This window comes from Micromonospora sp. ZG13 (assembly GCF_059359355.1).
Window position 1 is genome coordinate 403,866 of record NZ_JCADBQ010000003.1, and the last position, 25,176, is coordinate 429,041.

Consider the following 25,176-nt stretch of genomic DNA (forward strand, 5'->3'; position numbering starts at 1 on the left):
CCGACGACGCTCACACCGCCGGCACGCCACTGTGCGGTTCAGGTCAACCTCTCCGGCGCGTACGCTGGCGCCATGTCTGCCGAAGAGCCGCTGTTCCGGGTCGTCCGCGGGGTCCCCACCGCCGAGGAACTGGCCGCGCTGGTGGGCGCGATCGTCGTACGGTCCCGCCCGGCCGCCGCGTCCCCTCCGGTCGCCGCGTCCGCCTGGGCGCGCTCCGGCCGACCCGCAGCGGCGGTCGCCGGCCCCGGCGCGTGGCGGGCGTCCGGCCTGCCCCGCTGACCTTTTCCGTCCTTTTCCGTACGGATCACCGCAGCTCGGCGCCCCTACGCGCCCGCAGGGTGACCGGTGTCGGTCGGGGCGGGGCTGCCGACATGCCCGGGGACCCATTAACCTCACTCAGGGAAACGGCGCAGTGACGGGCAGGGAGGGCCGATGATCCCCGAAGAGGACGGTCCAGCGTCCTGGCTCCGCGGCTACGGCAGCATCGAGGCCGACATCCGCCAGCTCCGCGAGTTCGCCGACAAGCTCCAGGCCGAGGTGGAACGCAACTACGCCCCGCACCTGTCGTACATCGCCGAGGACATGACCGCACCGGTGCCCAACCCGGCCGACGCGTTCATCGAGCTGGTCAACTTCCTGCGCGCCCACCACGAGACCCAGCAGGCCACCGCCGACATGGTCTGGGGCGTCCGCGACGCCACCGGCCACCTGGCCACGGCCGCCGGCACCGTCGCCACCAACTACACCGGGTCCGACGCCTTCGCCTCCGCGCGCGTGACCGACGTCGAGCGGGCCCTCGCCAACCCGGCCGCCACGGCGCCTCGCGGCGCGCCGCCGGTGCTGCCCGATCCCACCGGGCCGGAGCCCGTGCCGGGGCAGGTGCGGGGTCCGGTGGTGCTGCCATGATCGAGCGGGGCACCGGTGGCCGCACGTCCGCCCTCACCGACTGGCGGCTGATGGACGTCGCCAGCATGTGGGCCTGCCTCCAGGACCACGACACCACCAACCACTGGAAGCAGGTCGCCGGCTGGCGCAAGGTCTGCGACCTCGCGCGGGCCCACCTGAGCCGGCTCCAGGAATACCGCAAGGGGCTGGCCGAGGCCTGGCCTCCGGAGACCAACACGGCCGCCCGGGCGTACATTCGGGAGCTGGACGAGCTGATCGACAAGGTGCAGCGCACGCACGACGCCGCCAGCGCCAACTACACCGTGCTCTCCGCCGCCACGCAGGCCATCAGCACCACCCGCGCGGAGCTCAAGAAGATCTACGAGACGTACGCCGTCAAGGTCCAGGAGAAGCAGACGTACGACGCGACGCTCGCCGACCCGAAGGCAGCCATGGGCAGCCGGGTCCCCGACCGCCCGGTGACCGACGCCGACCTGGAACGACTCAACGTCCAGGCGCGCGGCATCATGTACGGCCTCAGCAACGAACTCCAACAGGCCCAAGTAATGCTCCGCCAACCACCACCCGTCAGGCCACCACGCCCCGGAGTTGACCCTGGGTCCACGGAGTACGCGGGAGGAACAGCGCCAGCCATCCCACCAATTATCCCTATACCAGTGTCGACATCAATCGGTGCATCAGCGGTCCGCTCGCCAACTGAGCCTGTTCGGCCAGTCCAAACCCCTGTCGCGCCGAACACTGGCCCCGTCCTGGGCGGCGCTGGCGTCGGGCCGGCACCGGCACCACCCAGCCCTGGGCTGCCCACCGCCACCCCGCCCGCATCACCCAATCCACCTCCAGTAGTTGGAGGGATGCCTCCGCCATCGGCAGGAATCGGCCGGCCCAGTACCGTAGCCCCGCAACAAAGCCCGTTGGATCGCCCCATCTCGAGAGGCCCTGGCAGCCAAGCAAACCCGGCGCAGCCATCTCCAAACCGGGCTTTGCCACCCAGCGGCCTGATCGGGGGAACACCCGGGGTAGGGCTAGGCCAACCTAGTGCAGGCAACAACCAACCACGACGAGTGAATCCGATCGGGGGCGTAATCGGGGGTGGCGGAGCGGGCACTGCACCGACTGGCGGGGCGGGCTCCCGGCCCGGTGGAAGCCGAGGGTTTGGGGGTTCCCACGGAATACTGCCCAACGGGGGCACTTCGCTTGGGAGTGTGGCAGGGACCGGCGGCCCGAATGGTATAGCCGGACGAGGCAGGGGGCCGGAGCCCGACGAAACACGTCGCTGGGATCCAGACCAACCCTGGGAAACAGATAAGGGAGGCCCCCCGGTCGTAGGACCGCCCGCCGAGGAGGGGCCGATCGACCCAGGACCAGCTATCGGCCTTGACAGGTGAAAATACGCGCTATTTTGGGCGCACTGATACTGAGTGCGTCGACGTCAACAGTTCCCGCCGACAAAATCGTCCTCTCGAATCATGCGACTCGGCCATTCGGCGTCGACCGCATCCGAGGCGACCAGTGGCACTTGCGGTACTTGAAGGTGACTCAAGCACATCTCATAACTCGTGGCGAAGGAGTAGTTGTCGCCGTACCAGATACCGGTGTCTACGCCCATCCCGATCTGCGCGACAACCTGCTCGTCGGCACAGACATCATTGCTGGCGGCAGCGGCAACGGTCAGCAGGACTCAAATGGGCACGGTACAGGAATGGCGGGATTGATTGCCGCTCACGGAAGACCTCTGAGCAAGGGGGCGCTCGGCGTGGCCCCTGAGGCCAAGATACTCCCTATTATGTCGTCCTCGGCCGACAATCTTGGCGACGCCGACGATCTCGCACTAGCGATAGAAATAGCGATCACTGAGGGCGCGGACGTAATCAGTGTATCCAGTGGAGGAGGCACTAGTCCACGCCTCACACAGGCCGTCAGGAAAGCCCTCATGTCCAATGTTGTAGTCGTTGCCGGTGCGGGAAACCTTCCAAATGATAGAACCGTTGCTTATCCCGCCCGAGAGCCAGGCGTGATCGCGGTTGGCGGGATAGACCAGGGCGGACGGCACGCAGCCATATCAGTGGCCGGCGCGGAAGTTGATGTAGTTGCTCCGGCGGTCGATATCTACAGCACAAGCGTGGACGGCAAGTACCGGAAAGGAACAGGAACCTCGAACTCCACCGCCATCGTCGCTGGGGCGGCAGCGTTAATTCGGTCCAAGTATCCGTACCTGCCCGCCTCCGAGGTGGCGCACAGGCTCACCGCCACCGCGATCGACAAGGGTCCTCCGGGACGGGACGACGAGTACGGGCACGGGGTCATCGACCTGGTGGCGGCGTTGACTGCTGACGTACCGCCGCTGGGTTTCGGTTCGGCGACGGCGAGCGCGCCGGCCCCCACCGCCCCGACCACGGCGGTAGCGGAGCCGGCGGACAACGGGAACAACGCGGCGACGGCCCGTGGGCTGGTCACTCTCGGTGTGATCGTGGCGGCCGGCGGCGTGTGGGCGTTCGTCGCCCGTCGGCGTCGTCGGGGTGACGACCCGCCGCCGCGCATCAGTCGCTGAGCCCGACCTGACGACCGACGGGCGGAGGAGTCCGCGACGCGGCGCGGGCAACAGGCCGACACGGCCCGCCGGGGGCGTGGTCGCTCCGATCAGCCGGTAACGTCGGCGACGTGCCGAAGTCCTTGCCGCTCCGCCTCGTGCTCGCGTCCGCCAGCCCTGCCCGCCGCAAGATTCTCCAAGCCGCCGGGATCGAGACGGACGTGCTGGTCAGCGGCGTCGACGAGTCCCTCGTGGTCACCGAGTGGGCAGAGGACCTCTGCTTGGAGTTGGCCCGGATGAAGGCGCAGGCCGTGCTCACCCGGCTGCGGCCGGCCGACGACCAGCGGACGCTGGTGATCGGCTGCGACTCTGTGCTGGCCTTCGACGGGGAGATCCTCGGCAAGCCGACCGACGCGGCGGACGCCACCCGGCGCTGGGAGCGGATGCGCGGGCGCAGCGGTGTGCTGCACAGCGGGCACTGCCTGATCGACGTCGAGGCCGGGCGGCGGGCCGAGGCGGTCGCGTCGACCGTGGTGCACTTCGCCGACGTCAGCGACGACGAGATCGCCACGTACGTGGGCACGGGCGAGCCACTGGCCGTGGCCGGCGCCTTCACCATCGACGGGCTGGGCGGGCCGTTCGTGGAGCGCATCGAGGGCGACCCGAGCACGGTCATCGGGCTCAGCCTGCCGGTGCTGCGCCGCCTCCTCGCCGAGTTGGATCTTCGGCTGACGGATCTGTGGACGAAGGTCGCGCCCGGCAACCAGACGGTCGAGCCGCTCGGCTAGCGTCCGTTCATGACCACCAAGTCGATCCCGCTCACGTCGGAACTGCACGCGTACCTGGTCTCGCACGGTGCGCCGCCGGACGAGATCATGCGGGACCTGGCCGAGGAGACCCGCGCGGTCCTGCCGAACGACGCGCAGATGCAGGTCGCGCCGGAGCAGGCCGCCTTCCTGACCTTCCTCACCCGGCTGCTGGGGGTACGGCAGGCCGTCGAGGTGGGCACGTTCACCGGTCTCTCGTCGCTGGCCATCGCCCGAGGGCTGCCCGAGGGCGGGCGGCTGACCTGCTTCGACATCTCGGAGGAGTTCACCGGGATCGCCCGGCGCTACTGGGCTCGCGCCGGCGTGGACGACCGCATCGAGCTACGCATCGGCCCGGCCGGCGACACGCTGCGCGAGCTGCCCCACGAGCGGCACCTGGACTTCGCGTTCATCGACGCCGACAAGACCGGCTACCCGATCTACTGGGCGGAGCTGGTGCCCCGGATGCGTCCCGGCGGGGTGATCGCCGTCGACAACGTGCTGCGCGGGGGCCGGGTGATCGCTCCGCAGAACGCCGACGACCGGGCCATCGCGGCGTTCAACGACGAGGTGCTCGCCGACGTCCGCGTGGACGCGGTGATGCTCCCGATCGCCGACGGCCTCACCCTGGCCCGGGTGCACTGACGCTCCCGCCCTGCGCGATCTTGGTAGGAAACGGCCCCTGGAGGGGCCGTTTCCTACCAAGATCCACGGGGACCGAAGGTCCACGGACGCCGAAGATCCACGGGGACCGAAGGTCCACGGACGCCGAAGATCCACGGGGACCGAAGGTCCAGGGACGCCGAAGATCCACGGGGACCGAAGATCTACGCGGGCGCCGCTTGGCGTCAGGCGGGAGCCGGGCGCAGGGCGCGGCCCAGGCGGGTGGCGAGCAGCGCGGCCGCCGCGATGAAGGCCGGCAGCAGCAGGAAGGCCAGGTGCGGGCCGACGCCGTCGGCCACCCAGCCGAGCGCGACCGGCGCGATCCCGAAGCCCACCCCCATCGAGTACGACGCATAGCCGGCCGCCCGGTCCGCGGCCGGCCCGGCGACGGCGAGCGCGATCGAGATCGCCAGCGGGTAGTGCAGGGCGTTGCCGAGGCCGAGGACGACCAGGCCGGTGACGGCGAGCCAGCCAACCGACGCGATCCAGAAGAGCGCGAACCCGGCCAGCGACACGCCCAGCGCGGCCAGCAGCAGCGGCACGGGCCGGTACCGCAGGGCGAGCCGGCCCCCGGCGAGCCGGCCCACGAACATGCCGCAGACGATCGCGGCGACGGCGGCCGAGGCGCCGCCGGCCGCCATCCCGGCGTGCGAGCGGAGCACGTCGGCCGTCCAGAGTGACAGGCAGACCTCGATCGAGCCGGTGACCGCCATCAGCACCCAGGCGATCCAGTACGCAGGCGGCAGCCGCCGACCCGACCACTGGGCGTCGGGCGCCGCGCCGGCACCCGGACCCGAGGCGACATCGACGCCAGCGGGGACCGTCGACCCCACGGCCGGACCCGAGGCCACGTCGACACCGGCGGGGACCGTCGACCCCACGGCCGCACCCGAGGCGACATCGACGCCAGCGGCGACCGCCGAGCCCACAGCCGCACCCGAGGCCACGTCGACACCGGCGGGGACCACCGACCCCACGGCCGCACCCGAGGCGGCGTCGACACCGGCGGGGACGGTCAGGGCGGCGGCGGCCGGGTCGGTGGTCGGCGGATCGCCGGGAGCCGCGGCAGCGGGGGCGGGTCGCGGCAGGCGTACGCGGAAGGTCAGGGCGGCGAGCGCGACCAGCGCGATCAGGCCGACCTCGACGGCCATCGCCGGTCGCCAGCCCCAGCCGGCGTCCACGCTGGCGCCGATGACCAGCGGGGCGAGGATGCCGGCGCCGGCGCAGACGGCGTTGGCCTCGGTCAGCGCGGCGGGCGCGCCGGCGCCGTGCCGGTCGGTGAGCACCACGGACACGCCGCTGATCACCAGCATGCCGAAGGTGGCGATCACCGCGACGGCGGTGATCGTGGCGGGCAGGGCGCGGACGAGGCCCAGGGCGGCGACGCCGGCCGCCACGCCGGTGAGCCCGGCCCAGATGGTCCGGCCCCGGCCGAACCGGCCGGCCAGGGGCGCGAAGAGCGCCCCGCCGGCCAGGGCGCCGACGGCGATACCGGTGCTGTGCAGGCCGGCGACGGCCGCCGAGGTGCCCTGTTCGTCGCGGAGCAGCGGCACGACGGGCCCGAAGCCGTAGAGGAAGAAGCCCCACAGCCCGAGCTGGGCGTAGGTCAGCCAGGTGAGCCGGTCACGGGTGAGGCGGGGCACCGGCCTCACGCTACAAGCGTCGGACCGGCGCCCCGCCCCTGGTGAGAGGCAACTCTCCCCGCCGTCAGGAAGGGGGAACCCCGCTCAGCGGACGCTGCGGGCGAACTGCCGCGCGGCCCAGACGACGCCGGCGGCGGCGAGGACCGCGATGATGCCGAGGCCCTGCCAGACCTTGTCGTCGCCGAGTTCGCCGGCGAAGAGGGCCCGGGTGCCGTCGACCGCCCAGGAGAACGGGTTCCACTCGGCGATGCCCTGGAGCCAGCCGGGGGCGAAGGTCAGCGGCAGCAGGATGCCGGAGAGCAGCAGGACGGGCTGGGCCACCGTGTTCATCAGCGGGGCCAGCGCGTCCTCGCTCTTGACCTTGAGCGCGATGCCGTAGGAGACGGCCGAGGTCATCAGCGCGATCAGGGCCAGCATGAGGTACGCCAGCAGCAGGTCGACGAGGGAGACGCGCAGGTCGAACAGGAGCGCGAGCAGCGTGATGATGACCGCCTGCACGATGAGCGACACCACGTCGCGCAGCGAGCGGCCGAGCAGCAGGGCGAGCCGGCTGACGGGGGTGACCCGGGAGCGTTCGATGACCCCGGCGCGCAGCTCGGCGATCAGGCCGAAGCCCTGGAACAGGCCGCCGAAGATGGCCAGCAGCACCAGCAGGCCCGGTACGAAGATCTTGTAGGCCTCCGCCTGGGTGGGCGCGTTCAGCGCCGGCTTGAGCAGCGGGGCGAAGAGCAGCAGGTACATCACCGGCTGGAAGACGCCGACGAAGACCCAGACGGGGTTGCGCAGCAGCAGCTGGAGCTGGCGCTGGAAGATCAGCCAGGTGTCACGGGCGAGTTTCATCAGATCTCTCCGGTCTGGGCTCAGGACTCGCGCAGCGAGCGGCCGGTCTTGGTGAGGAAGACGTCGTCGAGGCTGGGCCGGTGCAGCTCGATGGAGCTGAGCGCCAGGCCGGCGCCGTCCACCCGGCGCAGGATCTGCGGGATGGCGGTCGCGCCCTCGTCGACGTAGAGGCGCAGCCCGCCCTCGTCGACGGTCTCCAGCTTGTTGACGTACGGCTCGCCGTCGAGCAGTTGCGCGGCCTGCGGAGTGGCCGCGGCGTCGAGCCCGACCAGTACGACGTCGCCGGAGATCTCGCGCTTCAGGTCGGCCGGGGTGCCCTCGGCGACCACCTCGCCGTGATCCATGATCGCGATCCGGTCGCAGAGCGCGTCGGCCTCCTCCAGGTAGTGGGTCGTGATGAAGACGGTCATGCCGTCGGTACGCAGTCGCCGGATCTCGTCCCACATGTGCGCGCGGCTCTGCGGGTCGAGGCCGGTGGTCGGCTCGTCCAGGAAGACGATCTTCGGCTCGTGGATGATGCCGAGGGCGATCTCCACCCGCCGGCGCTGGCCGCCGGAGTAGGTCTTGCACTTGCGGTCGGCGTACTCGGTGAGCTGGAAGGCGTCGAGGGCGCGGGCGGCCCGCCGCTGCGCGTCGGCCTTGCCGATGCCGTACATCCGGGCGTGCAGGACCAGCTCCTCCCGGGCGGTGGACTCGTCCCAGGTGCTGCCGCCCTGGGCGACGTAGCCGATGCGCCGGCGCACCTCGGCCGGGTCCTTGCGCAGGTCGGCCCCGGCGACGGTGGCCTCGCCGCCGTCCGGCTCGATGAGCGTGGCCAGCATCCGCAGGGTGGTGGTCTTGCCGGCGCCGTTGGGGCCGAGGAAGCCGAAGATCTCCCCCTCGGCGACCTTCAGGTCCACGCCGCGCACCGCGTCGACGGTCTTCGTCTGGCGACCCTCTCGGGAGCGGAAGGACTTCCGCAACCCTCTGGTCTCGATCATCTCTGCTCCTGGTCGTCCGGGCCGGTGCCACCGGCCACCTGTCTGTCCCTCGGAGACGACGCCGGACGGCATGCTCCCCCGTGGCGTCCCGGGCAGGCTAACGCGATATAACTTTTATGGTCAACGTTGATTATTCGTCGTCCGTCGGCCGGGGCGGCAGCCGCTCCTCCCAGCCCTGCCACCCCTGCGCCCGATCCAGCCCCTCGGGCAGGTACGGCACTCCCGACTCGATCCGTTCCGCGATCCGCTCGCACCACGAGATCTCCGCCTCGGACCGGGCCGTCCACAGCTCGAACATCCACCCCACGTGCACCGGCTTGGTCTCACGCATCCAGCCAGAGCTCAACGACGTACGCATCCACTCGACACCGGCGCGCAGCAGGTTCGCCCGGTTGCGCAGGGCGGCCGCCGCCTCCTCGCGAGGCATCGCGGGCAGGAAGGAGAACGCCGCCGTGAACGGATCCGGCGGCTCGTGCAGCCGCCACCACAGGCCGCGCAGCAGCGACTCGAACTCCTCCTCCCCCTTCGGGGTCACCTCGTACGTGGTGCGGGCCGGACGGGCGCCCACCTGCTCCGTGGCCACCGCGCGCAACAGCCCCTCCTGGGTCAGCTTGCGCAGGGCGTGGTAGATCGACCCGGGCTGCACGTTCGCCCACTTGTCGGCGTTCCAACTGAGCAGCTCGCGGCGCACGTCGTAGCCGTGCACGGGCTGCATCCAGCGCACCAGGCCGAGGATCATCATTCGCGTGGCAGACACCGGACGAGCGTAATAGGCAAATTTGACTAGGGTGGCGGAAGACAGTGCGGCATCCCACACTGAGCGATCGTTAGGGCCGACACGGTGGCCGATACACTCCCGGTCAGTGACCCTCCGGGAGGAGCCAGCAAGGTGCGCAAGGTACTCATCGCCAACCGCGGCGAGATCGCCGTCCGCGTCATCCGCGCCTGCCGCGACGCCGGCCTCGGCAGCGTCGCCGTCTACGCCGACTCCGACCGGGACGCCCTGCACGCCACGCTGGCCGACGAGGCGTACGCGCTCGGCGGGGACACCGCCACCGAGACGTACCTGCGCATCGACAAGCTGCTGGAGGTCGCCGCGAAGGCCGGGGCCGACGCGGTGCACCCCGGCTACGGCTTCCTCTCCGAGAACGCCGACTTCGCCCAGGCCGTCATCGACGCCGGGCTGACCTGGATCGGCCCCACCCCGCAGGCGATCCGGGACCTCGGCGACAAGGTGACGGCCCGGCACATCGCCCAGCGCGCCGGCGCGCCGCTGGTGCCCGGCACCCCCGACCCGGTCGGCGGCCCCGACGAGGTGCTGGCGTTCGCCGTCGACCACGGCCTGCCGGTCGCCATCAAGGCCGCCTTCGGCGGCGGCGGGCGCGGGCTCAAGGTCGCCCGCACCATGGAGGAGATCCCGCACCTGTTCGAGTCGGCCACCCGCGAGGCGGTCGCCGCGTTCGGCCGGGGCGAGTGCTTCGTCGAGCGCTACCTCGACAAGCCCCGCCACGTCGAGGCACAGGTGCTGGCCGACCAGCACGGCAACGTGATCGTGGTCGGCACGCGCGACTGCTCGCTCCAGCGCCGGCACCAGAAGCTCGTCGAGGAGGCCCCCGCGCCGTTCCTCACCGACGCGCAGCGCGCCCAGATCCACGACAGCGCCAAGGCGATCTGCCGGGAGGCGGGCTACCACGGCGCCGGCACGGTGGAATACCTGGTCGGCGCCGACGGCACCATCTCCTTCCTGGAGGTCAACACCCGCCTCCAGGTCGAGCACCCGGTCACCGAGGAGACCGCCGGCATCGACCTGGTGCGCGAGCAGTTCCGCATCGCCGACGGCGAGAAGCTGCGCCTCACCGAGGACCCGACCCCGCGCGGGCACTCGATCGAGTTCCGGATCAACGGCGAGGACCCGGGCCGCAGCTTCCTGCCCGCCCCCGGCACGGTCACCGCGCTGCGGCTGCCCACCGGTCCCGGCGTCCGGGTCGACACCGGCATCTCCGCCGGCGACGTGATCGGCGGCAACTTCGACTCGCTGCTGGCAAAGGTGATCGTCACCGGCGAGACGCGTACCGAGGCGCTGGAGCGGGCCCGCCGCGCCCTGGACGAGATGGTCGTCGAGGGCATGGCCACCGCGCTGCCGTTCCACCGGCTGGTGGTCCGGGACGAGGCGTTCACCGCCGAGCCGTTCGCCGTGCACACCCGGTGGATCGAGACCGAGTTCGACAACACCGTCCCGCCGTTCACCGCCGCCGCCGGCGCCGCCGAGGCGCCGGCCGAGCGCGAGACCGTCGTGGTCGAGGTCGGCGGCAAGCGGCTGGAGGTCAGCCTCCCCGCCGGCCTCGGCGGGGGTACGGCCACCGCCGCGCCCGCCGCGCGCAAGCCGGCCCGTCGTGGCGGCGGAGCCAGGGCCGGCGTCGCGGTCAGCGGCGACGCGCTCACCTCCCCGATGCAGGGCACCATCGTCAAGATCGCGGTCGCCGACGGCGACACCGTGGCCGAGGGTGACCTGGTCGTGGTGCTGGAGGCGATGAAGATGGAGCAGCCGCTGCACGCCCACAAGGCGGGTACGGTCAGCGGCCTCGCGGCCGAGGTCGGCGCCGTCATCACCGCCGGCGCGGCGATCTGCACCATCGCCTGACCCGCCGCCCCGGCGCCGGGCGCCCCACGCCGCGGAGACCGGGTGAGGTCGGCGTCAGCGCAGCTCGACGTCAGCGCAGCTCGGCGCCGGCCACCGCCCGGACAGCGGCCGTCAACGCCTCCAGCGTGGTGGATGCCACCCGCCAGTGCTGCCAGTACAACGGGCGGTCCAGGTGCCGCCCGGCGCCGAGGTCCACGCAGCGCCCGGCGGCGATGTCGGCGCGGGCGACGCGTTCCGGCACCATCCCCCAGCCGAGCCCGAGCCGCACCGCCTCGTTGAAGCCGTCGAAGGACGGAACGTAGTGGATCGGCGGGTCGAACCGGCGCCGGGTGACCGTACGGGCGAACCGCTGCTGGAGCTGGTCCTTGCGGTCGAACGCCATCGCCGGCGCGGACGCGAGGGCGGCCTCGGTGAGACCGTCGGGGAAGTGCCGGGCTGCGAACCCCGCCTCGGCCAGCGCGACGTACCGCATGGCGCCCAGCCGCTCCACCCGGCAGCCCTGCACGGCCTCGCGCTGCGCGGTCACGGCGGCCATCGCCGTGCCGTCGCGGACCAGCTCCGCGGTGTGGTGCTCGTCGTCCCGGCGGACGTCGAACAGGAGCGCCAACTCGGTCGGCAGTCGCGCCAGCGCGCCGACGAACCAGGTGCCCAGCGAGTCCCCGTTCGCCACGACCGTCACCCGGGTGGGCACGGGCCCGCCGACGGCGGGCCGGGCGGCGTCCAGCGCCTCGCGTTCCAGCAGGGCGACCTGCCCGGCCAGCCGCAGCAGCGGCCGACCCGCGTCCGTGGCCCCGCACGGCTTCGTCCGCCGGACGAGCACCTGCCCGACGGCCTGCTCCAGCGCCTTGATCCGCTGGCTGACGGCCGAGGGGGTGACGTGCAGGGACCGCGCCGCCGCCTCGAAGCTGCCCTCGCGGACCACCGCCGCGAACGTCCGGAGCTGCGTGGTGTCCAGCATGATGAAGCCGAGCTTAACCGCCATGAGCATCCTTAGCTGGGCTGCATCCCGTGCGGCTCGTAGCCTCGGTGCGTGCCCGACATCCTCAGCAGCTCCGTGGCCGGCTCCGCCGCCGCCGGCTTCACCCTCGCCATCGCGCTGATCGCCGCCATCGGCGCGCAGAACGCCTTCGTCCTGCGGCAGGGCCTGCGCCGCGAGCACGTCCTGCCGGTCGTCGCCGTCTGCGCCGGGTCCGACGCGCTGCTGATCGCGCTCGGCATCGCCGGCATGGGCGGCGCCACGGCCGAGCATCCCGCCGCCCTCACCGCCGTCCGGTGGTTCGGCGCCGCGTTCCTGCTGGGGTACGCCGCGCTGGCCGCCCGCCGCGCGCTGCGCCCCGGCGCGCTCTCCCCCGCCGACCGGCCGCCGGCCACGCTCGGGGCGACGCTGCTGGCCTGTCTCGCGTTCACCTACCTCAACCCGCACGTCTACCTCGACACCGTGCTGCTGCTCGGCGGGGTGGCCCGCCAGCACCCGCACCACTGGGTCTTCGGCGCGGGCGCCGCGCTGGCCAGCGTGGTCTGGTTCACGGTCATCGGCGCCGCCGCCCACCGGCTCGCGCCCGTGCTGGCCCGCCCGGTGGCCTGGCGGATCATCGACGGCACGGTGGCCGTCGTGATGGTGGCGGTCGCGGCCACCCTGCTGTTCGGCTGACGGCGCCGACCTGCCGGTCGGGGTGTTTTCGGCTACCACCGGGGGCGCGGGCGCCGGCGGGCGGGAATGATGGCGACGTGCGGTTCCTTCACGGCGCGGCTCCCGCGCACGACCTGACCTACAACGACGTCTTCATGGCGCCCGCCCGTTCCGAGGTGGGCTCGCGGCTCGACGTCGACCTGGCCACCACCGACGGTACGGGCACCACCATCCCGCTGGTGGTGTCGAACATGACGGCGGTGGCCGGCCGCCGGATGGCCGAGACGGTCGCCCGGCGCGGCGCGATCGCGGTCATCCCGCAGGACATCCCCATCGAGGTGGTGGCGAACGTCGTCGCCTGGGTCAAGCGGCGGCACCTGGTGCACGACACGGCCATCACGCTGGGCCCGACCGACACCGTCGGCGACGCGATCCACCTGCTGCCGAAGCGGTCGCACGGCGCCGTGGTCGTGATCGACGACGAGAGCCGGCCGGTGGGCGTGGTGACCGAGGCCGACACGATCAGCGTGGACCGTTTCGCCCAGCTCCGGCACGTGATGTCCACCGAGCTGCACACCGTGCCGGCGGACGCGGACCCGCGTACCGGCTTCGACCGGCTCTCGGCGGGCCGGCGCCGGCTCGCCCCGGTCGTCGACGCGGAGGGACGCCTGGTCGGGGTGCTGACCCGGCAGGGCGCGCTGCGGGCCACCCTCTACCGGCCGGCCGTGGACGACCGGGGCCGGCTGCGGATCGCCGCCGCCGTGGGCATCAACGGCGACGTGACCGGCAAGGCGGCGGCGCTGCTGGAGGCGGGGGTGGACACGCTGGTCGTGGACACCGCGCACGGCCACCAGGAACGGATGATCAGCGCCCTGCGGGCGGTCCGGGCGCTGGACCCGGCGGTCCCGGTCGCGGCCGGCAACGTGGTGACCGCCGAGGGCGTACGCGACCTCGTGCGGGCGGGCGCCGACATCGTCAAGGTCGGCGTCGGCCCGGGTGCGATGTGCACCACCCGGATGATGACCGGGGTGGGCCGGCCGCAGTTCTCCGCCGTGCTCGACTGTGCCGCCGCGGCCCGCCAGCTCAACCGGCACGTCTGGGCCGACGGCGGGGTCCGCCACCCGCGCGACGTGGCGCTGGCGCTGGCCGCCGGGGCCTCGAACGTGATGATCGGCTCCTGGTTCGCCGGCACGTACGAGTCCCCCGGCGACCTCTACACCGACGCCGACGGCCGGCGCTACAAGGAAAGCTTCGGCATGGCCTCGGCACGGGCGGTCAGCGCGCGCACGGCCGACGACAGCGCGTACGACCGGGCCCGCAAGGCGGTCTTCGAGGAGGGCATCTCCTCGGCGCGGATGTACCTGGACCCGGCCCGCCCGGGCGTGGAGGACCTGATCGACGAGATCATCGCGGGGGTACGCAGCGCCTTCACCTACGCGGGCGCGCGCGACCTCGCAGAGTTCCACGAACGGGCCCTGGTCGGCGTGCAGAGCACGGCCGGCTACACCGAGGGGATGCCGCTGCCCACGAGCTGGTGACACCGCCACCCGGCCTACGGCCTCGCGGACCGCAGCCGGCTCGCGCTGCCGGCTGGCGAGCGGCTGCCGGCGGCCGGGTAGCCGGCGGCTGGCGGCCGGCTGGTGGACCGGACACGGCCGCGGGCCGACCACCTCTCTGCCGCCTGTCGAGCTGAATCGTCTACGACATCAGTTCGACAGGACCGGCACGGCCATCCAGCCATCCAGCCATCCGGCCGCCCGGGCCACGGGGCCATCAGGCCACGGGGCCACGGCCGCCCGGGCTACGGGGCTACCGGACTGGATCCGGATTCCGTCACGGCTGCGCCCGAGAGGGCTCGTCAGGGCTGCGGGAAGAGGCGGTGGATCACCTCGCGGGCCGCCTTGCGGGGGTCGTCGCCGACCCGGGGCGGCAGCGCGCCCGAGAGCCAGAGCGTGGCGAAGCCGTGCACGATGGACCAGGCCGCGAGCGCGTCGCCCAGCGGGTCCTCCGCCGTCGGGCGGCCCTCGGGCAGCCCGGCGACGCCCGAGTGCAGCGCGTCGCCGGCCCGCTGGCGGGCCGCCACCAGTTCCTTCGCGTCGGAGCGGTAGAGGTCCGGCCGGAACATCACCTCGAAGTGCGCGCGGTGCCCGACCGCGAAGTCGACGTACGCGACGCCCCTGTCGAGCAGGTCGCCGCCGGCGTCGTGCAACGCCTCGGCCAGCAGGTGGAAGCCCTCGGCGGCGAGGGCGGTGAGCAGCCCGGCCTTGTCGCCGAAGTGGTGTGCGGGGGCGGCGTGCGAGACACCGGCGCGGCGGGCGAGGTCGCGCAGGCTCAGTGCCGCGGGGCCGGATTCCTCGATCACCCGTACTGCTGCGGTGAGCAGGGCACGACGTAGGTCCCCGTGATGGTAGCCGCGCGTTCCGGTCATGTCAGGATCCTATCTTGTCATTGACAAGTTGATACTCCGAGAGGCAATCTTGCCGGCGACAAGTTTCCCCTTCGAGGAGGTACTGATGGCTCCGCTCGTCGCTCTCGTGACCGGCACCGTACTAGCCCGGCTGGCCGGGCTGGTCGGCGTGGCCGCCCTCGACGGCTGGCACCCCGCGCTGCGGGTGGGACTGGCGCTGATGTTCGTGGTGACCGGGGTGGCGCACTTCGCCCCGGCGTACCGCAGGGACATGATCGCGATGGTGCCGCCCGGCCTGCCCCGGCCCGACCTGCTGGTCACGCTCACCGGGGTGCTGGAACTGGTGGGCGCGGTCGGGCTGCTGGTGCCCGCGACCGCCCGCTGGGCCGCGGGCGGTCTCGCGCTGTTGATGCTGGCCATGTTCCCGGCGAACGTCTCGGCGGTCCGGCGCGGGCTGACCCTCGCCGGCCGGCCGGCGACCCCCCTCGGCCCGCGCACGGCGGAGCAGATCCTCTTCGTCGGCGCGGCGGCCGCTATTTGGTTTGGGGCCTGACGTTCAGGGAGCTAACCTGCTTCCCATGCATCTGACAGAGCTGCGGGACGTGCCCCTCGCGCGGCTGCTCGTGGTCGCCGGGCACGTCACCGGGCAACGGTGGAACCGCTATCTCGCCGAGGCGCACGGCCTCACCCAGGCCGGGATGGTCACCCTGATGACCCTCGCCGAGCACGGCGAACTGCCGCACCGCACGGTTGCCGAGCGCTGCTTCGTCCGGCCGGCCACCCTGACCGGCATCGTCGACACCCTCGTGCGCGACGGCCTCGTCGAGCGGCAGCGCGACACGACCGACCGACGCAGCGTCAAGATCGCGATCACGACGGCCGGTCGGGCCCGCGTCGAGGCGGTGACCGCCATGATCCGCTCCGGCGCCCCGCTCACCTCGGTGGACGCCGACCCGGCGAAGGCGGCGGTGATCCGCGAGTTCCTCCTCGAGGTCATCGGCAACGGCGACCAGGCCACCCCGGAAGGGGGCCTGGCATGCTGACCCGGCTGCTGCGTACGCACCTGCGTCCGTACCACCGGCCGCTGGCCGCGGTGGTGCTGCTCCAGTTCGTCGGCACCATCGCGTCGCTATACCTGCCCAGCCTCAACGCCGACATCATCGACCTGGGGGTAGCCCGGGGCGACACCGCCTTCATCCTGCGTACCGGCGGCTGGATGCTCGCGGTCAGCCTGGTGCAGATCGTCTGCTCGGTCGCGGCCGTCTACCTCGGCGCGCGGACCGCGATGGCCTTCGGCCGGGACGTCCGCTCGACGATCTTCGGGCACGTCAACCGCTTCTCCGCCCGTGAGGTCGCCCGGTTCGGCGCGCCCTCGCTGATCACCCGCAACACCAACGACGTGCAGCAGGTGCAGATGCTCGTGCTGATGAGCTGCACGATGCTCGTCGCCGCACCCATCATGAGCGTCGGCGGCGTGGTGATGGCGCTGCGCGAGGACGTCGGGCTCTCCTGGCTGATGCTGGTCAGCGTGCCCGGGCTGGCCGTCGCCCTGTGGCTGATCATCCGGCGGATGGTGCCGGGCTTCCGGCTCATGCAGACCCGCATCGACACCGTCAACAGGGTGCTGCGCGAGCAGATCACCGGCATCCGGGTGGTGCGGGCGTTCGTCCGGGAGCCGTACGAGACGGAGCGCTTCGCGACGGCGAACGCCGACCTCACCGCGACCGCGCTGCGCATCGGCCGCCTGATGGCGTTGATCTTCCCGGTGGTGATGCTGGTGCTCAACGTCTCCAGCGTCGCCGTGCTCTGGTTCGGCGCCGAGCGGGTGGACGCCGGGGCGATCCAGGTCGGCTCGCTGACCGCCTTCCTCCAGTACCTGATGCAGATCCTGATGGCCGTCATGATGGCCACCTTCATGCTGATGATGGTGCCGCGCGCGGCGGTCTGCGCCGAGCGGATCGTCGAGGTACTCGACACCGACTCCTCCGTGGTGCCCGCCGCCCGGCCCGTCACCGAGGTGACGACCCACGGCGAGTTGGAACTGCGCGACGTCGGGTTCCAGTACCCGGGCGCGGCCGAGCCGGTGCTGCGCAACGTGTCGTTCCGGGTGGCCCCGGGAACGACGACGGCGGTCATCGGCAGCACCGGCGCGGGCAAGACCACCCTGCTGTCGCTCGTGCCCCGGCTGGTCGACGCGACCGCCGGCGCGGTGCTCGTCGACGGCGTCGACGTACGGGACCTGGCGCCGGACGCGCTGTGGCGCCGGATCGGACTGGTGCCGCAGCGGCCGTACCTGTTCACCGGGACGGTGGCGAGCAACCTGCGCTACGGCAACCCGGACGCGACCGACGCGGAACTCTGGGACGCGCTGGAGATCGCCCAGGCGCGGGACTTCGTCGCCGCGATGCCCGAGGGGCTGGAGTCGTCCATCGCGCAGGGCGGCACGAACGTCTCCGGCGGGCAGCGGCAGCGGCTGGCCATCGCGCGGGCCCTGGTGCGACGCCCGGAGATCTACCTCTTCGACGACTCGTTCTCCGCGCTCGACCTCGGCACGGACGCGCGGCTGCGGGCGGCGCTGCGCCCCGTCACCGCGGACGCCGCCGTGGTGATCGTGGCGCAGCGGGTCTCCACCATCGTCGGCGCCGACCAGATCGTCGTGCTGGAGAACGGGGGCGTGGTGGGCATCGGCCGACACGACGAACTGTTGAGGACCTGTCCGACGTACGCCGAGATCGTGGCGTCGCAGAACACGGCGGAGGTGACGGCGTGAGCGAGCGGAGCGAGCGAACCATCAGGCACAGCAGCGTGGCGCCTCATGTCGCTACCGAGCGAAGCGAGGTGGCGGCATGAGCGCCGTACCGCAGCAGAAGCCGGCCGCCGAGGAGCGGACGCCGAAACGGCTGCCGCCCGGCGGACAGCGCGGCGGGCCGCCGTGGGCGGGGGCCGGGATGCCCGCCGAGCGGTCGATGAACTTCGGGCCCTCGGCCCGGCGGCTGCTGGGCCGGCTGCGCCCGCAACGCCTCCAGCTCGTCGCCGTGATCGCCCTGGCGGTGGTCAGCGTGGCGCTCAGCGTCATCGGGCCGAAGGTGCTCGGCTGGGCCACCGACCTGATCTTCACGGGGGTGATCGGCCGGCAGCTGCCGGCGGGCACCACCGCCGACCAGGCGGTGGCCGCCGCGCGGGCGGCCGGCAACGACAACTTCGCCGACATGCTCGCCCGGATGGACGTGGTGCCCGGCGTGGGCATCGACTTCGCCGCGCTGGCGCGCGTGCTGCTGCTGGCGCTGGGGCTCTTCGTGGGGGCCAGCCTGCTGATGTGGTGGCAGGGGTGGCTGCTCAACGGGGTGGTGCAGCGCACCGTGCTGCGGCTGCGCGCCGACGTGGAGGACAAGCTCAACCGGCTGCCGCTGCCCTACTTCGACCGGCAGCCCCGGGGCGAGCTGCTCAGCCGGGTCACCAACGACATCGACAACATCTCGACCAGCCTCCAGCAGACGCTGAGCCAGCTGCTCACCTCGCTGCTCACCGTGGTGGGCGTGCTGGCCATGATGTTCTGGATCTCGCCGCTGCTCGCCCTGGTGGCCCTGGTCGCGGTCCCGGTCTCGGTGGTCGTCACCACCAGCATCGCCAAGCGGTCGCAGCAGCAGTTCATCGCCCAGTGGACGCACACCGGCGAGCTGAACGGTCAGATCGAGGAGGCGTTCACCGGCCACGAGCTGGTCAAGGTCTTCGGCCGCCAGCGCGAGGTGGAGGCCGCCTTCACCGCGAAGAACGAGGAGCTGTTCCGGGCGAGCTTCGGCGCCCAGTTCGTCTCCGGGATCATCATGCCGGCGATGATGTTCGTCGGGAACCTCAGCTACGTGGCGATCGCCGTGGTGGGCGGCCTGCGGGTGGCGTCGGGGTCGATGAGCCTCGGCGACGTGCAGGCGTTCATCCAGTACTCCCGGCAGTTCACCCAGCCACTCACCCAGGTCGCCTCGATGGCGAACCTGCTCCAGTCCGGGGTGGCCTCCGCCGAGCGGGTCTTCGCCGTGCTCGACGCCGAGGAGCAGAGCCCCGACCCGGTCGAGCCGGCCCGGGTACGCGACCCGCGCGGCCGGGTCGAGTTCTCGAACGTCTCCTTCCGGTACACCCCGGACAAGCCGCTGATCGAGGACCTCTCCCTGGTCGCCGAGCCCGGCCACACGGTGGCCATCGTCGGGCCGACCGGGGCCGGCAAGACCACGCTGGTCAACCTGGTCATGCGCTTCTACGAGCTGGACGCCGGCCGGATCACGCTCGACGGGGTGGACGTCACCACGATGCGCCGCGACGACCTGCGCGGCCGGATCGGGATGGTGCTCCAGGAGACGTGGCTCTTCGGGGGCACCATCCGCGACAACATCGCGTACGGCCGCCCCGGGGCGAGCGAGGAGGAGATCGTGGCCGCCGCCCGGGCGACGTTCGTCGACCGGTTCGTCCGCAGCCTGCCCGACGGCTACGACACGGTGATCGACGAGGAGGGCAGCAACGTCAGCGCCGGCGAGAAGCAGCTCATCACGATCGCCCGCGCCTTCCTCGCCGAGCCGTCGCTGCTGATCCTTGACGAGGCGACCAGCTCGGTGGACACCCGCACCGAGGTGCTGCTCCAGCGGGCCATGGCCGCCCTGCGCTCGGACCGGACTAGCTTCGTCATCGCGCACCGGCTCTCCACCATCCGCGACGCCGACCTGATCCTGATGATGGAGGACGGCCGGATCGTGGAGCAGGGCACGCACGACCAACTGCTCGCCGCGCAGGGCGCGTACCACCGCCTGTACCGGTCGCAGTTCACCGCCGCCGTCCAGCCCGACCCCGACCCGCAGCCCGAGCCCGAGCCCGCGCTGGTCGAGGGGTCCACCCGGTGAGGGGCGGGCCGCCGGTGGCGCGGGGCGGGCGGCCGACGGGGTCGGGGCCGGACGGGGGCTCAGCCGGCCGGCAGCAGGGTCGGGGCGCGGTCGGCCACCACCGCGCCGATCAGCCGCAGGGCGTCGGCGGCGGGCATCGGGTCCAGGGCCCGGCCGCCGTGCAACCGCAGCGACACCGCCCCCTCGGCCGCCTCGCGGGGGCCGAGGACGGCGGCGTACGGGACCCGGGCCCGGGCCGCGTCGCGGATGCGGGAGCCCAGCGACCCGGCCCCGTCGACCTCGACGCGCAGCCCCGCGGCCAGCGCGTCGCGGGCGAGCCGGGCCGCCGCGTCGGCCTGGCCGTCCCCGACGGGCAGCACCACGAGCTGCACCGGGGCGTACCAGGCGGGGAAGGCGCCCTCGTGCACCTCGATCAGGTACGCGAAGAGCCGCTCCATGCTGCCGACGAGGCTGCGGTGCACCATCACGGGTCGACGCCGCGCCCCGGACGCGTCGGTGTACGACAGGTCGAACCGCTCCGGCTTGTCGAAGTCGAGCTGGACGGTGGAGAGGGTGAACTCCCGCCCGGCGGCGTCGCGCACCTGGACGTCGATCTTCGGCCCGTAGAACGCGGCCTCCCCCGGCGCCTCGGTGAACTCCACCCCGTCGAGCGCGGCGCGCAGCAGCTCCTCGGCCCGCGCCCAGCCGGCGTCGTCCCCGACGTACCTCTCCCCCGGACCGCGCAGCGACAGCCGGAACCCCGCCGGCCGTACGCCGAGCGCGGCGTGCGCCTCGCGGATGAGCCGCAGGATCTCGGCGACCTCCTCGCCCACCTGTTCCAGGGCGCAGAAGTTGTGCGCGTCGTTGAGCGAGATGGCCCGCACCCGGGACAGCCCGCCGAGCACCCCCGAGCGCTCGGCCCGGTACATGCCGCCCAGCTCGGCGATGCGCAGCGGCAGCTCCCGGTAGGAGCGGCCCCGGGCCCGGAACACGAGGGCGTGGTGCGGGCAGAGCGCCGGGCGCAGCACGAACTCGTCGTCGGCGCCGAGCGCCATCGGCGGGAACATGTCCTCGGCGAAGTAGCCGAGGTGGCCGGAGCGTTCGAAGAGTTCCCGCCTGCCCAGCGGCGGGGTGACGACGTGCCGGTAGCCGGCCCGGCGTTCCAGCTCGCGGACGTACTCCTCGACGGCGTGCCGGGCGGCCGCGCCCGCCGGCAGCCAGAGCGGCAGCCCGGCGCCGGCCAGCGGGTCGGAGTCGAACAGCTCCAGCTCCCGGCCGAGCCTGCGGTGGTCGATCATGTCGCGCTCCTTGATCGGGTGCGACCCGGAGGCGACCCGGTCACCGGACGCCACGAGGCCCCGGGGCGGATCGCCCCGGGGCCTCGTCGACGGTCAGGTCAGTGCGGCGCGCCGGGGTCTCCCGGCGTCGTGGTGGATACCGCACTGCGCATGCGGCGACGGTACGCCCCCGCCCTTGGCGGCCGCAGCCGGATTTTCCGGGCGGTCCGGGAAGGCGCGGGTCGGCGCGCCGGGCGGGACGTGGGTGGGCCGCCGGCACGGGACCTGCCGGCGGCCCGCGGCGGCCGCACCATCGGAAACGGGGGACCCGACGGTCGTGGGGCCGCGCGCCGACAACGGTACGCCGGGCCGCTGCGATCCGCCGACCCTCGACGGCACCCGCATCCGTCACCTCCGGCGGTGTCCGCTCGTTGCGCCCGGTGGCCCTGCCGTGTCGGTGGTCACCAGGAGCCAGGGTCGTGCCCCGTGACGTCGGACGACCAGTCAGGCTCGGTACCCGCAATCGGCCCCGTCCGGCGAGGTGGCAGTCGTGCCCGAACTACTCACTGAGATCGCGTCGCCGGCCTGGGCGTACGTCGCACTGCTCGCGCTGCTGGTCGCGGACGCCTTCGTCCCGGTGATCCCCACCCAGGTCGTCATGATCACGGGTGGCGCCCTCACCGTGTACGGCGGGCTGAACCTGCCGGTGACCATCGCCGTCGGCGCGCTCGGCGTCTTCGTCGGGGACCTGGCCTGCTACCTGCTCGGGCGGGGCGCCCCGGACCGCCGGGCACCGCGCGACGTGCAGCGGGGCCGGGCCCGGCGGGTCGCCAACCGGGTCACCCGGGGGCTGCGCCGGCCCGGGCCGCTCGTGATCCTGCTCTGCCGCTTCGTGCCGGGCGGCCGGATGGCGGCCTGCTTCTCGGCCGGCCGCAGCCGGTACCCGTACCGGCTCTTCGTGCTCTACGAGGGCCTGGCGGCGATCGGCTGGGCCACCTACGGCGGGCTGGTCGGGCACCTCGGCGGGACGGCGCTCACCGAGTCGGCGTGGCGGCTGGCGCTGATCGCGGGGCTCGCGGCGGCCGGCTTCGCGGCGGCGGGCTGGGCGATGACCGTCGTCGGCGCCCGGCGGGCCGCCGAGCCGGTGGCGGTGGTGCCGGTCGTCGTCACGGCCCGAAGGGACGGGCCCGGGGCGGAGTGACCGGCCGCGCCGGCACCGCCTAGGGGCGGTCCCGGGCATCGGTCTCGGTGGGGCGCCCGGATCCGTCTGGGGTTCCTTCCGCGACAGGCTGAGCCATGCCCGGAACCCGGAACAGTGGACTGCTGGCCCTCGGCGGGATCGCCCTGGCGGCGCTGCTCGCCGTGATCGGCCACGTCGAGGTGAACGAGGACCTGGACCCGTGGGCGCTGACCGTCAGCGACTTCGCCGTCTCCGACCGGGGCGGCGTGATCGACGCCGCCATGGTGGTGCTCGCGGCGGCCACCGCCGTGCTCCTGCCCGCCCTGTGGCGCGCCCACCGGCCGTCCGACGCCGGGCCGAAGCGGGCCGCCGAGGCGCTGCTGGCCGCCTGGGTCGGCGGGCTGCTGCTGGCCGCCGTGGTGCCGACGAACCAGCCCGGCCTGCCCATGGACGCCGCCGCCTACGTCCACCGGTACGCCTCCGTGGTCGCCTTCCTGGCGCTGCCGGTCGCCGGCTGGCTGCTCGCCCGACGCCTGCCCGGAGCCGCCGGCCGCCGGGTACGCGGCCTCGCCACGGCCAGCGTGGCGCTGGCGGCGGCGATGATCTGGTCGGCCTACCCCGGCGACCGGCTGCTGCTCGGCCTGGTCGAGCGGCTGCTCATCCTCACCGAGGTCGCCATGCTCGTCGTCGTCGCGGTCGCCCTGCTCCGCCGGGTCACTCCAGCTCGTGCAGCATGAGCTGGCGGGCGGCCTCGGTGATGGAGCCCGAGAGGCTCGGGTAGATCGTGATCGTCTGAGCCAGCTCGTTGACCGTGAGGTTGTTCTCCACCGCCATGGTGATCGGCAGGATCAGCTCGCTGGCCTTCGGCGCCACCACGACGCCGCCGATCACCTGGCCGCTGGCCGGACGGCAGAAGAGCTTGACGAAGCCGTCGGCGAGGTCGTCCATCTTCGCCCGGGCGTTGCCGTCCAGCGCCAGCATCACCTGCCGGGCCGGCACCTTGCCCGCGTCGACCTCGTCCTGCGAGACGCCCACGGTGGCCAGCTCCGGGTCGGTGAACACGTTAGCCGCGACGGTACGCAGCCGCAGCGGCCGGACCGCCTCGCCGAGCGCGTGCCACATCGCGATCCGGCCCTGCATGGCGGCCACGCTGGCCAGGGGCAGCACGCCCGTGCAGTCACCGGCGGCGTAGATGCCGGGCACGTTGGTCCGGGAGACCCGGTCGACGGTGACGTAGCCGCCCCGGGCCAGCGCGACTCCGTACTCGGCGAGGCCCAGGTCGGCGGTGTTGGGGATGGAGCCGACCGCGATCAGGGCGTGGGAGCCGGCCACCCGGCGGCCGTCGGAGAGTTCGACCTCCACCCCGTCGGCGGTACGCCGGACCGCGTCCGCCCGCGAGTTGTTCAGGATGCTCATGCCCCGGTTGCGGAAGACCCGCTCGATCGCCATCGCCGCGTCGGCGTCCTCGTGCGGCATCACCCGGTCGCGGCTGGAGACCAGGGTCACCTGCACGCCCATGGCCAGGTAGGCGCTGGCGAACTCCGCGCCGGTGACGCCGGAGCCGACCACGATCAGGTGCTCGGGCAGCTCCGGCAGGTCGTACACCTGGCGCCAGGTCAGGATGCGCTCGCCGTCGGGGACGGCGGTGGGCAGCTGGCGCGGGGTGGCGCCGGTGGCGATCAGCACGGTCGACGCGGCGATCGACTGCTCCTCGCCGCCGTCGGTCGGGGTGACGAGCACCCGGTGGGTGTGGCCGAGGGTGTCCTCGCCGAGGCGGGCGGTGCCCGGCACGAAGGTCACCCCGGCCTTGACCAGCTTGGCGTGGATGTCGGCGGACTGGGCGAGCGCGAGGCGCTTGACCCGCTCGTGCACCGCGCTGGCGTCGACGGTGACGGCCTCCAGCCCGTCGGAGTGCACCCCGAACTCCTCGGTGTCCCGGTAGCCGGTGACCACCTCGGAGCTGGCGATGAAGGTCTTCGACGGTACGCAGTCGGACAGCACGCAGGCCCCGCCGGCGCCCTCGGCCTCCACGACGGTGACATCAGCGTCCAACTGCGCGGCGACCAGGGCCGCCTCGTAGCCGGCCGGTCCACCGCCGATGATCACGATCCGGCTCACAGTGCCATCCTCTCGTTCGCGGCTGCGGGGCTCCGCTCCGCTGCACTCCTCGCGCTCACCGTGCCCGCCCCCGACCAATGCTCACAGTGACTTTCTTCTCCCGAACGCGTCCGACACGCTCTGTCGTATTCTCCCCCACCCCGCGGGCGGGCTATCGTCATCGCCGTGCGTCATCACGCCGCCTACGGCTCAAACCTCGACCCCGCCCGCATGCGCGCCTACTGCCCGCATTCGCCGATGGTGGGCACCGGCTGGCTGGAGGGCTGGCGGCTCACCTTCGCGGGCGAGGACGTGATCGGCTGGGAGGGCGCGGTCAGCACGGTCGTCGAGTCCCCCGGTGACCGGGTGTTCGTGGCGATCTACGACATCCACCCGTACGACGCCGCCCAGCTCGACGAGCTCGAGGGGGTGGCCGCCGGCACCTACCGCAAGCTGCACGTACGCGTCTCCACCCTCGACGGCGACGTGACCGCGTGGATCTACGTCTTCGACGGGTACGAGGGCGGGCTGCCCACGGCGTGGTACCTCTCGGAGATCGCGAACGCCGCCGAGAAGGCGGGCGCGCCGGACGACTACGTCACCGAGCTGCGGTCCCGCCCCACCGGCACCGCGTCGGCCTGACGCCTCTCGTCGGCCCAGCGCGTATCCCACGGCCCCCAGTCTGCTCCGGTGCCGGGCGGAGCCTCCAGCCGG

The 25,176-nt window shown here is 72.8% G+C and carries 23 protein-coding genes; 15 read left to right on the top strand and 8 right to left on the bottom strand.

Annotation, left to right across the window (positions count from 1 at the left end):
* Nucleotides 1–72 precede the first annotated feature (72 nt).
* From AC5L34_RS09375 to AC5L34_RS09395, 5 genes are all read left to right on the top strand, one after another.
* Nucleotides 73–279 carry an acyl-CoA carboxylase subunit epsilon gene (locus AC5L34_RS09375; RefSeq protein WP_089002018.1) on the top strand — a complete coding sequence of 69 codons (207 nt, stop codon included), beginning with the start codon at nt 73–75 and terminating at the stop codon, nt 277–279.
* Between the two features lie 153 nt (nt 280–432).
* Nucleotides 433–906, top strand: coding sequence for a hypothetical protein (locus AC5L34_RS09380; RefSeq protein WP_101414157.1), 474 nt, complete (start codon nt 433–435; stop codon nt 904–906).
* Nucleotides 907–2,287: 1,381 nt separating this feature from the next.
* On the top strand, nt 2,288–3,454 hold the full coding sequence (locus AC5L34_RS09385) for a S8 family serine peptidase (protein WP_494824475.1): 1,167 nt from the start codon (nt 2,288–2,290) through the stop codon (nt 3,452–3,454).
* Nucleotides 3,455–3,564: 110 nt separating this feature from the next.
* Entirely contained in the window at nt 3,565–4,221 is a 657-nt protein-coding gene (locus AC5L34_RS09390; RefSeq protein WP_494824477.1) for a Maf family protein, read from the top strand.
* A gap of 9 nt (nt 4,222–4,230) precedes the next feature.
* Entirely contained in the window at nt 4,231–4,884 is a 654-nt protein-coding gene (locus AC5L34_RS09395) for an O-methyltransferase (RefSeq protein ID WP_441174404.1), read from the top strand.
* Between the two features lie 203 nt (nt 4,885–5,087).
* Here AC5L34_RS09395 and AC5L34_RS09400 read toward each other — a convergent pair whose 3' ends face one another.
* The 4 genes from AC5L34_RS09400 to AC5L34_RS09415 all read right to left on the bottom strand — a co-directional run bounded on the left by AC5L34_RS09400 (nt 5,088) and on the right by AC5L34_RS09415 (nt 9,107).
* Nucleotides 5,088–6,545, bottom strand: a complete 1,458-nt coding sequence (locus tag AC5L34_RS09400) for an MFS transporter (RefSeq protein WP_494824479.1) — start codon at nt 6,543–6,545, stop codon at nt 5,088–5,090.
* An 84-nt stretch (nt 6,546–6,629) separates the two neighbouring features.
* Nucleotides 6,630–7,385, bottom strand: a complete 756-nt coding sequence (locus AC5L34_RS09405; RefSeq protein ID WP_101414152.1) for an ABC transporter permease — start codon at nt 7,383–7,385, stop codon at nt 6,630–6,632.
* A gap of 20 nt (nt 7,386–7,405) precedes the next feature.
* Nucleotides 7,406–8,365: an ATP-binding cassette domain-containing protein gene (locus AC5L34_RS09410; protein ID WP_494824481.1), complete on the bottom strand. Its 960-nt coding sequence runs from the start codon at nt 8,363–8,365 to the stop codon at nt 7,406–7,408.
* Between the two features lie 130 nt (nt 8,366–8,495).
* A complete protein-coding gene (locus AC5L34_RS09415) occupies nt 8,496–9,107 on the bottom strand; it encodes a PadR family transcriptional regulator (RefSeq protein WP_396800707.1) in 612 nt (203 codons plus the stop codon).
* A gap of 147 nt (nt 9,108–9,254) precedes the next feature.
* Between AC5L34_RS09415 and AC5L34_RS09420 the strand changes: the two genes are divergently transcribed.
* Complete coding sequence (locus tag AC5L34_RS09420) at nt 9,255–11,006, top strand: acetyl/propionyl/methylcrotonyl-CoA carboxylase subunit alpha (protein WP_441174407.1); 1,752 nt, start codon at nt 9,255–9,257, stop codon at nt 11,004–11,006.
* Nucleotides 11,007–11,076: 70 nt separating this feature from the next.
* Here the strand turns inward: AC5L34_RS09420 and AC5L34_RS09425 are convergent, their stop codons facing one another.
* A complete protein-coding gene (locus tag AC5L34_RS09425) occupies nt 11,077–11,964 on the bottom strand; it encodes a LysR family transcriptional regulator ArgP (RefSeq protein WP_358165744.1) in 888 nt (295 codons plus the stop codon).
* 96 nt (nt 11,965–12,060) lie between these two features.
* Here AC5L34_RS09425 and AC5L34_RS09430 point away from each other — a divergent pair, with 96 nt between their 5' ends.
* Nucleotides 12,061–12,657 carry a LysE/ArgO family amino acid transporter gene (locus AC5L34_RS09430; RefSeq protein WP_441174664.1) on the top strand — a complete coding sequence of 199 codons (597 nt, stop codon included), beginning with the start codon at nt 12,061–12,063 and terminating at the stop codon, nt 12,655–12,657.
* Nucleotides 12,658–12,734: 77 nt separating this feature from the next.
* The gene (locus tag AC5L34_RS09435) at nt 12,735–14,174 is read left to right on the top strand and encodes a GuaB1 family IMP dehydrogenase-related protein (RefSeq protein ID WP_441174408.1); all 1,440 of its coding nucleotides are present in this window, start codon (nt 12,735–12,737) and stop codon (nt 14,172–14,174) included.
* Between the two features lie 320 nt (nt 14,175–14,494).
* Here AC5L34_RS09435 and AC5L34_RS09440 read toward each other — a convergent pair whose 3' ends face one another.
* Nucleotides 14,495–15,064 (bottom strand): TetR/AcrR family transcriptional regulator, encoded by a 570-nt coding sequence (locus AC5L34_RS09440; protein WP_494824483.1) that lies wholly within the window; start codon nt 15,062–15,064, stop codon nt 14,495–14,497.
* A gap of 85 nt (nt 15,065–15,149) precedes the next feature.
* Between AC5L34_RS09440 and AC5L34_RS09445 the strand changes: the two genes are divergently transcribed.
* The 4 genes from AC5L34_RS09445 (at nt 15,150) to AC5L34_RS09460 (ending at nt 19,929) form a co-directional block, all read left to right on the top strand.
* Nucleotides 15,150–15,596, top strand: a complete 447-nt coding sequence (locus AC5L34_RS09445; protein ID WP_441174410.1) for a DoxX family protein — start codon at nt 15,150–15,152, stop codon at nt 15,594–15,596.
* Between the two features lie 25 nt (nt 15,597–15,621).
* Nucleotides 15,622–16,086 (top strand): MarR family winged helix-turn-helix transcriptional regulator, encoded by a 465-nt coding sequence (locus AC5L34_RS09450; protein ID WP_250101518.1) that lies wholly within the window; start codon nt 15,622–15,624, stop codon nt 16,084–16,086.
* On the top strand, nt 16,080–17,813 hold the full coding sequence (locus AC5L34_RS09455; RefSeq protein ID WP_494824486.1) for an ABC transporter ATP-binding protein: 1,734 nt from the start codon (nt 16,080–16,082) through the stop codon (nt 17,811–17,813). The genes AC5L34_RS09450 and AC5L34_RS09455 overlap by 7 nt, the downstream gene beginning before the upstream one ends.
* A gap of 76 nt (nt 17,814–17,889) precedes the next feature.
* Complete coding sequence (locus tag AC5L34_RS09460; RefSeq protein WP_358165441.1) at nt 17,890–19,929, top strand: ABC transporter ATP-binding protein; 2,040 nt, start codon at nt 17,890–17,892, stop codon at nt 19,927–19,929.
* Between the two features lie 59 nt (nt 19,930–19,988).
* Here the strand turns inward: AC5L34_RS09460 and thrS are convergent, their stop codons facing one another.
* Nucleotides 19,989–21,221, bottom strand: coding sequence for a threonine--tRNA ligase (gene thrS, locus AC5L34_RS09465; protein WP_494824664.1), 1,233 nt, complete (start codon nt 21,219–21,221; stop codon nt 19,989–19,991).
* A 514-nt stretch (nt 21,222–21,735) separates the two neighbouring features.
* Between thrS and AC5L34_RS09470 the strand changes: the two genes are divergently transcribed.
* Complete coding sequence (locus AC5L34_RS09470) at nt 21,736–22,386, top strand: DedA family protein (RefSeq protein WP_441174412.1); 651 nt, start codon at nt 21,736–21,738, stop codon at nt 22,384–22,386.
* 95 nt (nt 22,387–22,481) lie between these two features.
* Nucleotides 22,482–23,102: a DUF998 domain-containing protein gene (locus tag AC5L34_RS09475; RefSeq protein ID WP_494824489.1), complete on the top strand. Its 621-nt coding sequence runs from the start codon at nt 22,482–22,484 to the stop codon at nt 23,100–23,102.
* Here the strand turns inward: AC5L34_RS09475 and AC5L34_RS09480 are convergent.
* Nucleotides 23,080–24,483 carry an NAD(P)H-quinone dehydrogenase gene (locus tag AC5L34_RS09480; protein ID WP_363626946.1) on the bottom strand — a complete coding sequence of 468 codons (1,404 nt, stop codon included), beginning with the start codon at nt 24,481–24,483 and terminating at the stop codon, nt 23,080–23,082. The genes AC5L34_RS09475 and AC5L34_RS09480 overlap by 23 nt on opposite strands.
* Nucleotides 24,484–24,648: 165 nt before the next feature.
* Here AC5L34_RS09480 and AC5L34_RS09485 point away from each other — a divergent pair, with 165 nt between their 5' ends.
* Nucleotides 24,649–25,104 carry a gamma-glutamylcyclotransferase family protein gene (locus AC5L34_RS09485; RefSeq protein ID WP_357715684.1) on the top strand — a complete coding sequence of 152 codons (456 nt, stop codon included), beginning with the start codon at nt 24,649–24,651 and terminating at the stop codon, nt 25,102–25,104.
* The last annotated feature ends 72 nt before the right edge of the window (nt 25,105–25,176 follow it).

Coding starts and splice junctions, on each gene's coding strand:
- AC5L34_RS09375 (WP_089002018.1), top strand. CDS start 73: ATGTCTGCCGAAGAGCCGCTGTTCCGGGTCGTCCGCGGGGTCCCCACC.
- AC5L34_RS09380 (WP_101414157.1), top strand. CDS start 433: ATGATCCCCGAAGAGGACGGTCCAGCGTCCTGGCTCCGCGGCTACGGC.
- AC5L34_RS09395 (WP_441174404.1), top strand. CDS start 4,231: ATGACCACCAAGTCGATCCCGCTCACGTCGGAACTGCACGCGTACCTG.
- AC5L34_RS09405 (WP_101414152.1), bottom strand. CDS start 7,385: ATGAAACTCGCCCGTGACACCTGGCTGATCTTCCAGCGCCAGCTCCAG.
- AC5L34_RS09410 (WP_494824481.1), bottom strand. CDS start 8,365: ATGATCGAGACCAGAGGGTTGCGGAAGTCCTTCCGCTCCCGAGAGGGT.
- AC5L34_RS09415 (WP_396800707.1), bottom strand. CDS start 9,107: ATGATGATCCTCGGCCTGGTGCGCTGGATGCAGCCCGTGCACGGCTAC.
- AC5L34_RS09425 (WP_358165744.1), bottom strand. CDS start 11,964: ATGCTGGACACCACGCAGCTCCGGACGTTCGCGGCGGTGGTCCGCGAG.
- AC5L34_RS09440 (WP_494824483.1), bottom strand. CDS start 15,064: ATGACCGGAACGCGCGGCTACCATCACGGGGACCTACGTCGTGCCCTG.
- AC5L34_RS09445 (WP_441174410.1), top strand. CDS start 15,150: ATGGCTCCGCTCGTCGCTCTCGTGACCGGCACCGTACTAGCCCGGCTG.
- AC5L34_RS09450 (WP_250101518.1), top strand. CDS start 15,622: ATGCATCTGACAGAGCTGCGGGACGTGCCCCTCGCGCGGCTGCTCGTG.
- AC5L34_RS09455 (WP_494824486.1), top strand. CDS start 16,080: ATGCTGACCCGGCTGCTGCGTACGCACCTGCGTCCGTACCACCGGCCG.
- AC5L34_RS09460 (WP_358165441.1), top strand. CDS start 17,890: ATGAGCGCCGTACCGCAGCAGAAGCCGGCCGCCGAGGAGCGGACGCCG.
- AC5L34_RS09475 (WP_494824489.1), top strand. CDS start 22,482: ATGCCCGGAACCCGGAACAGTGGACTGCTGGCCCTCGGCGGGATCGCC.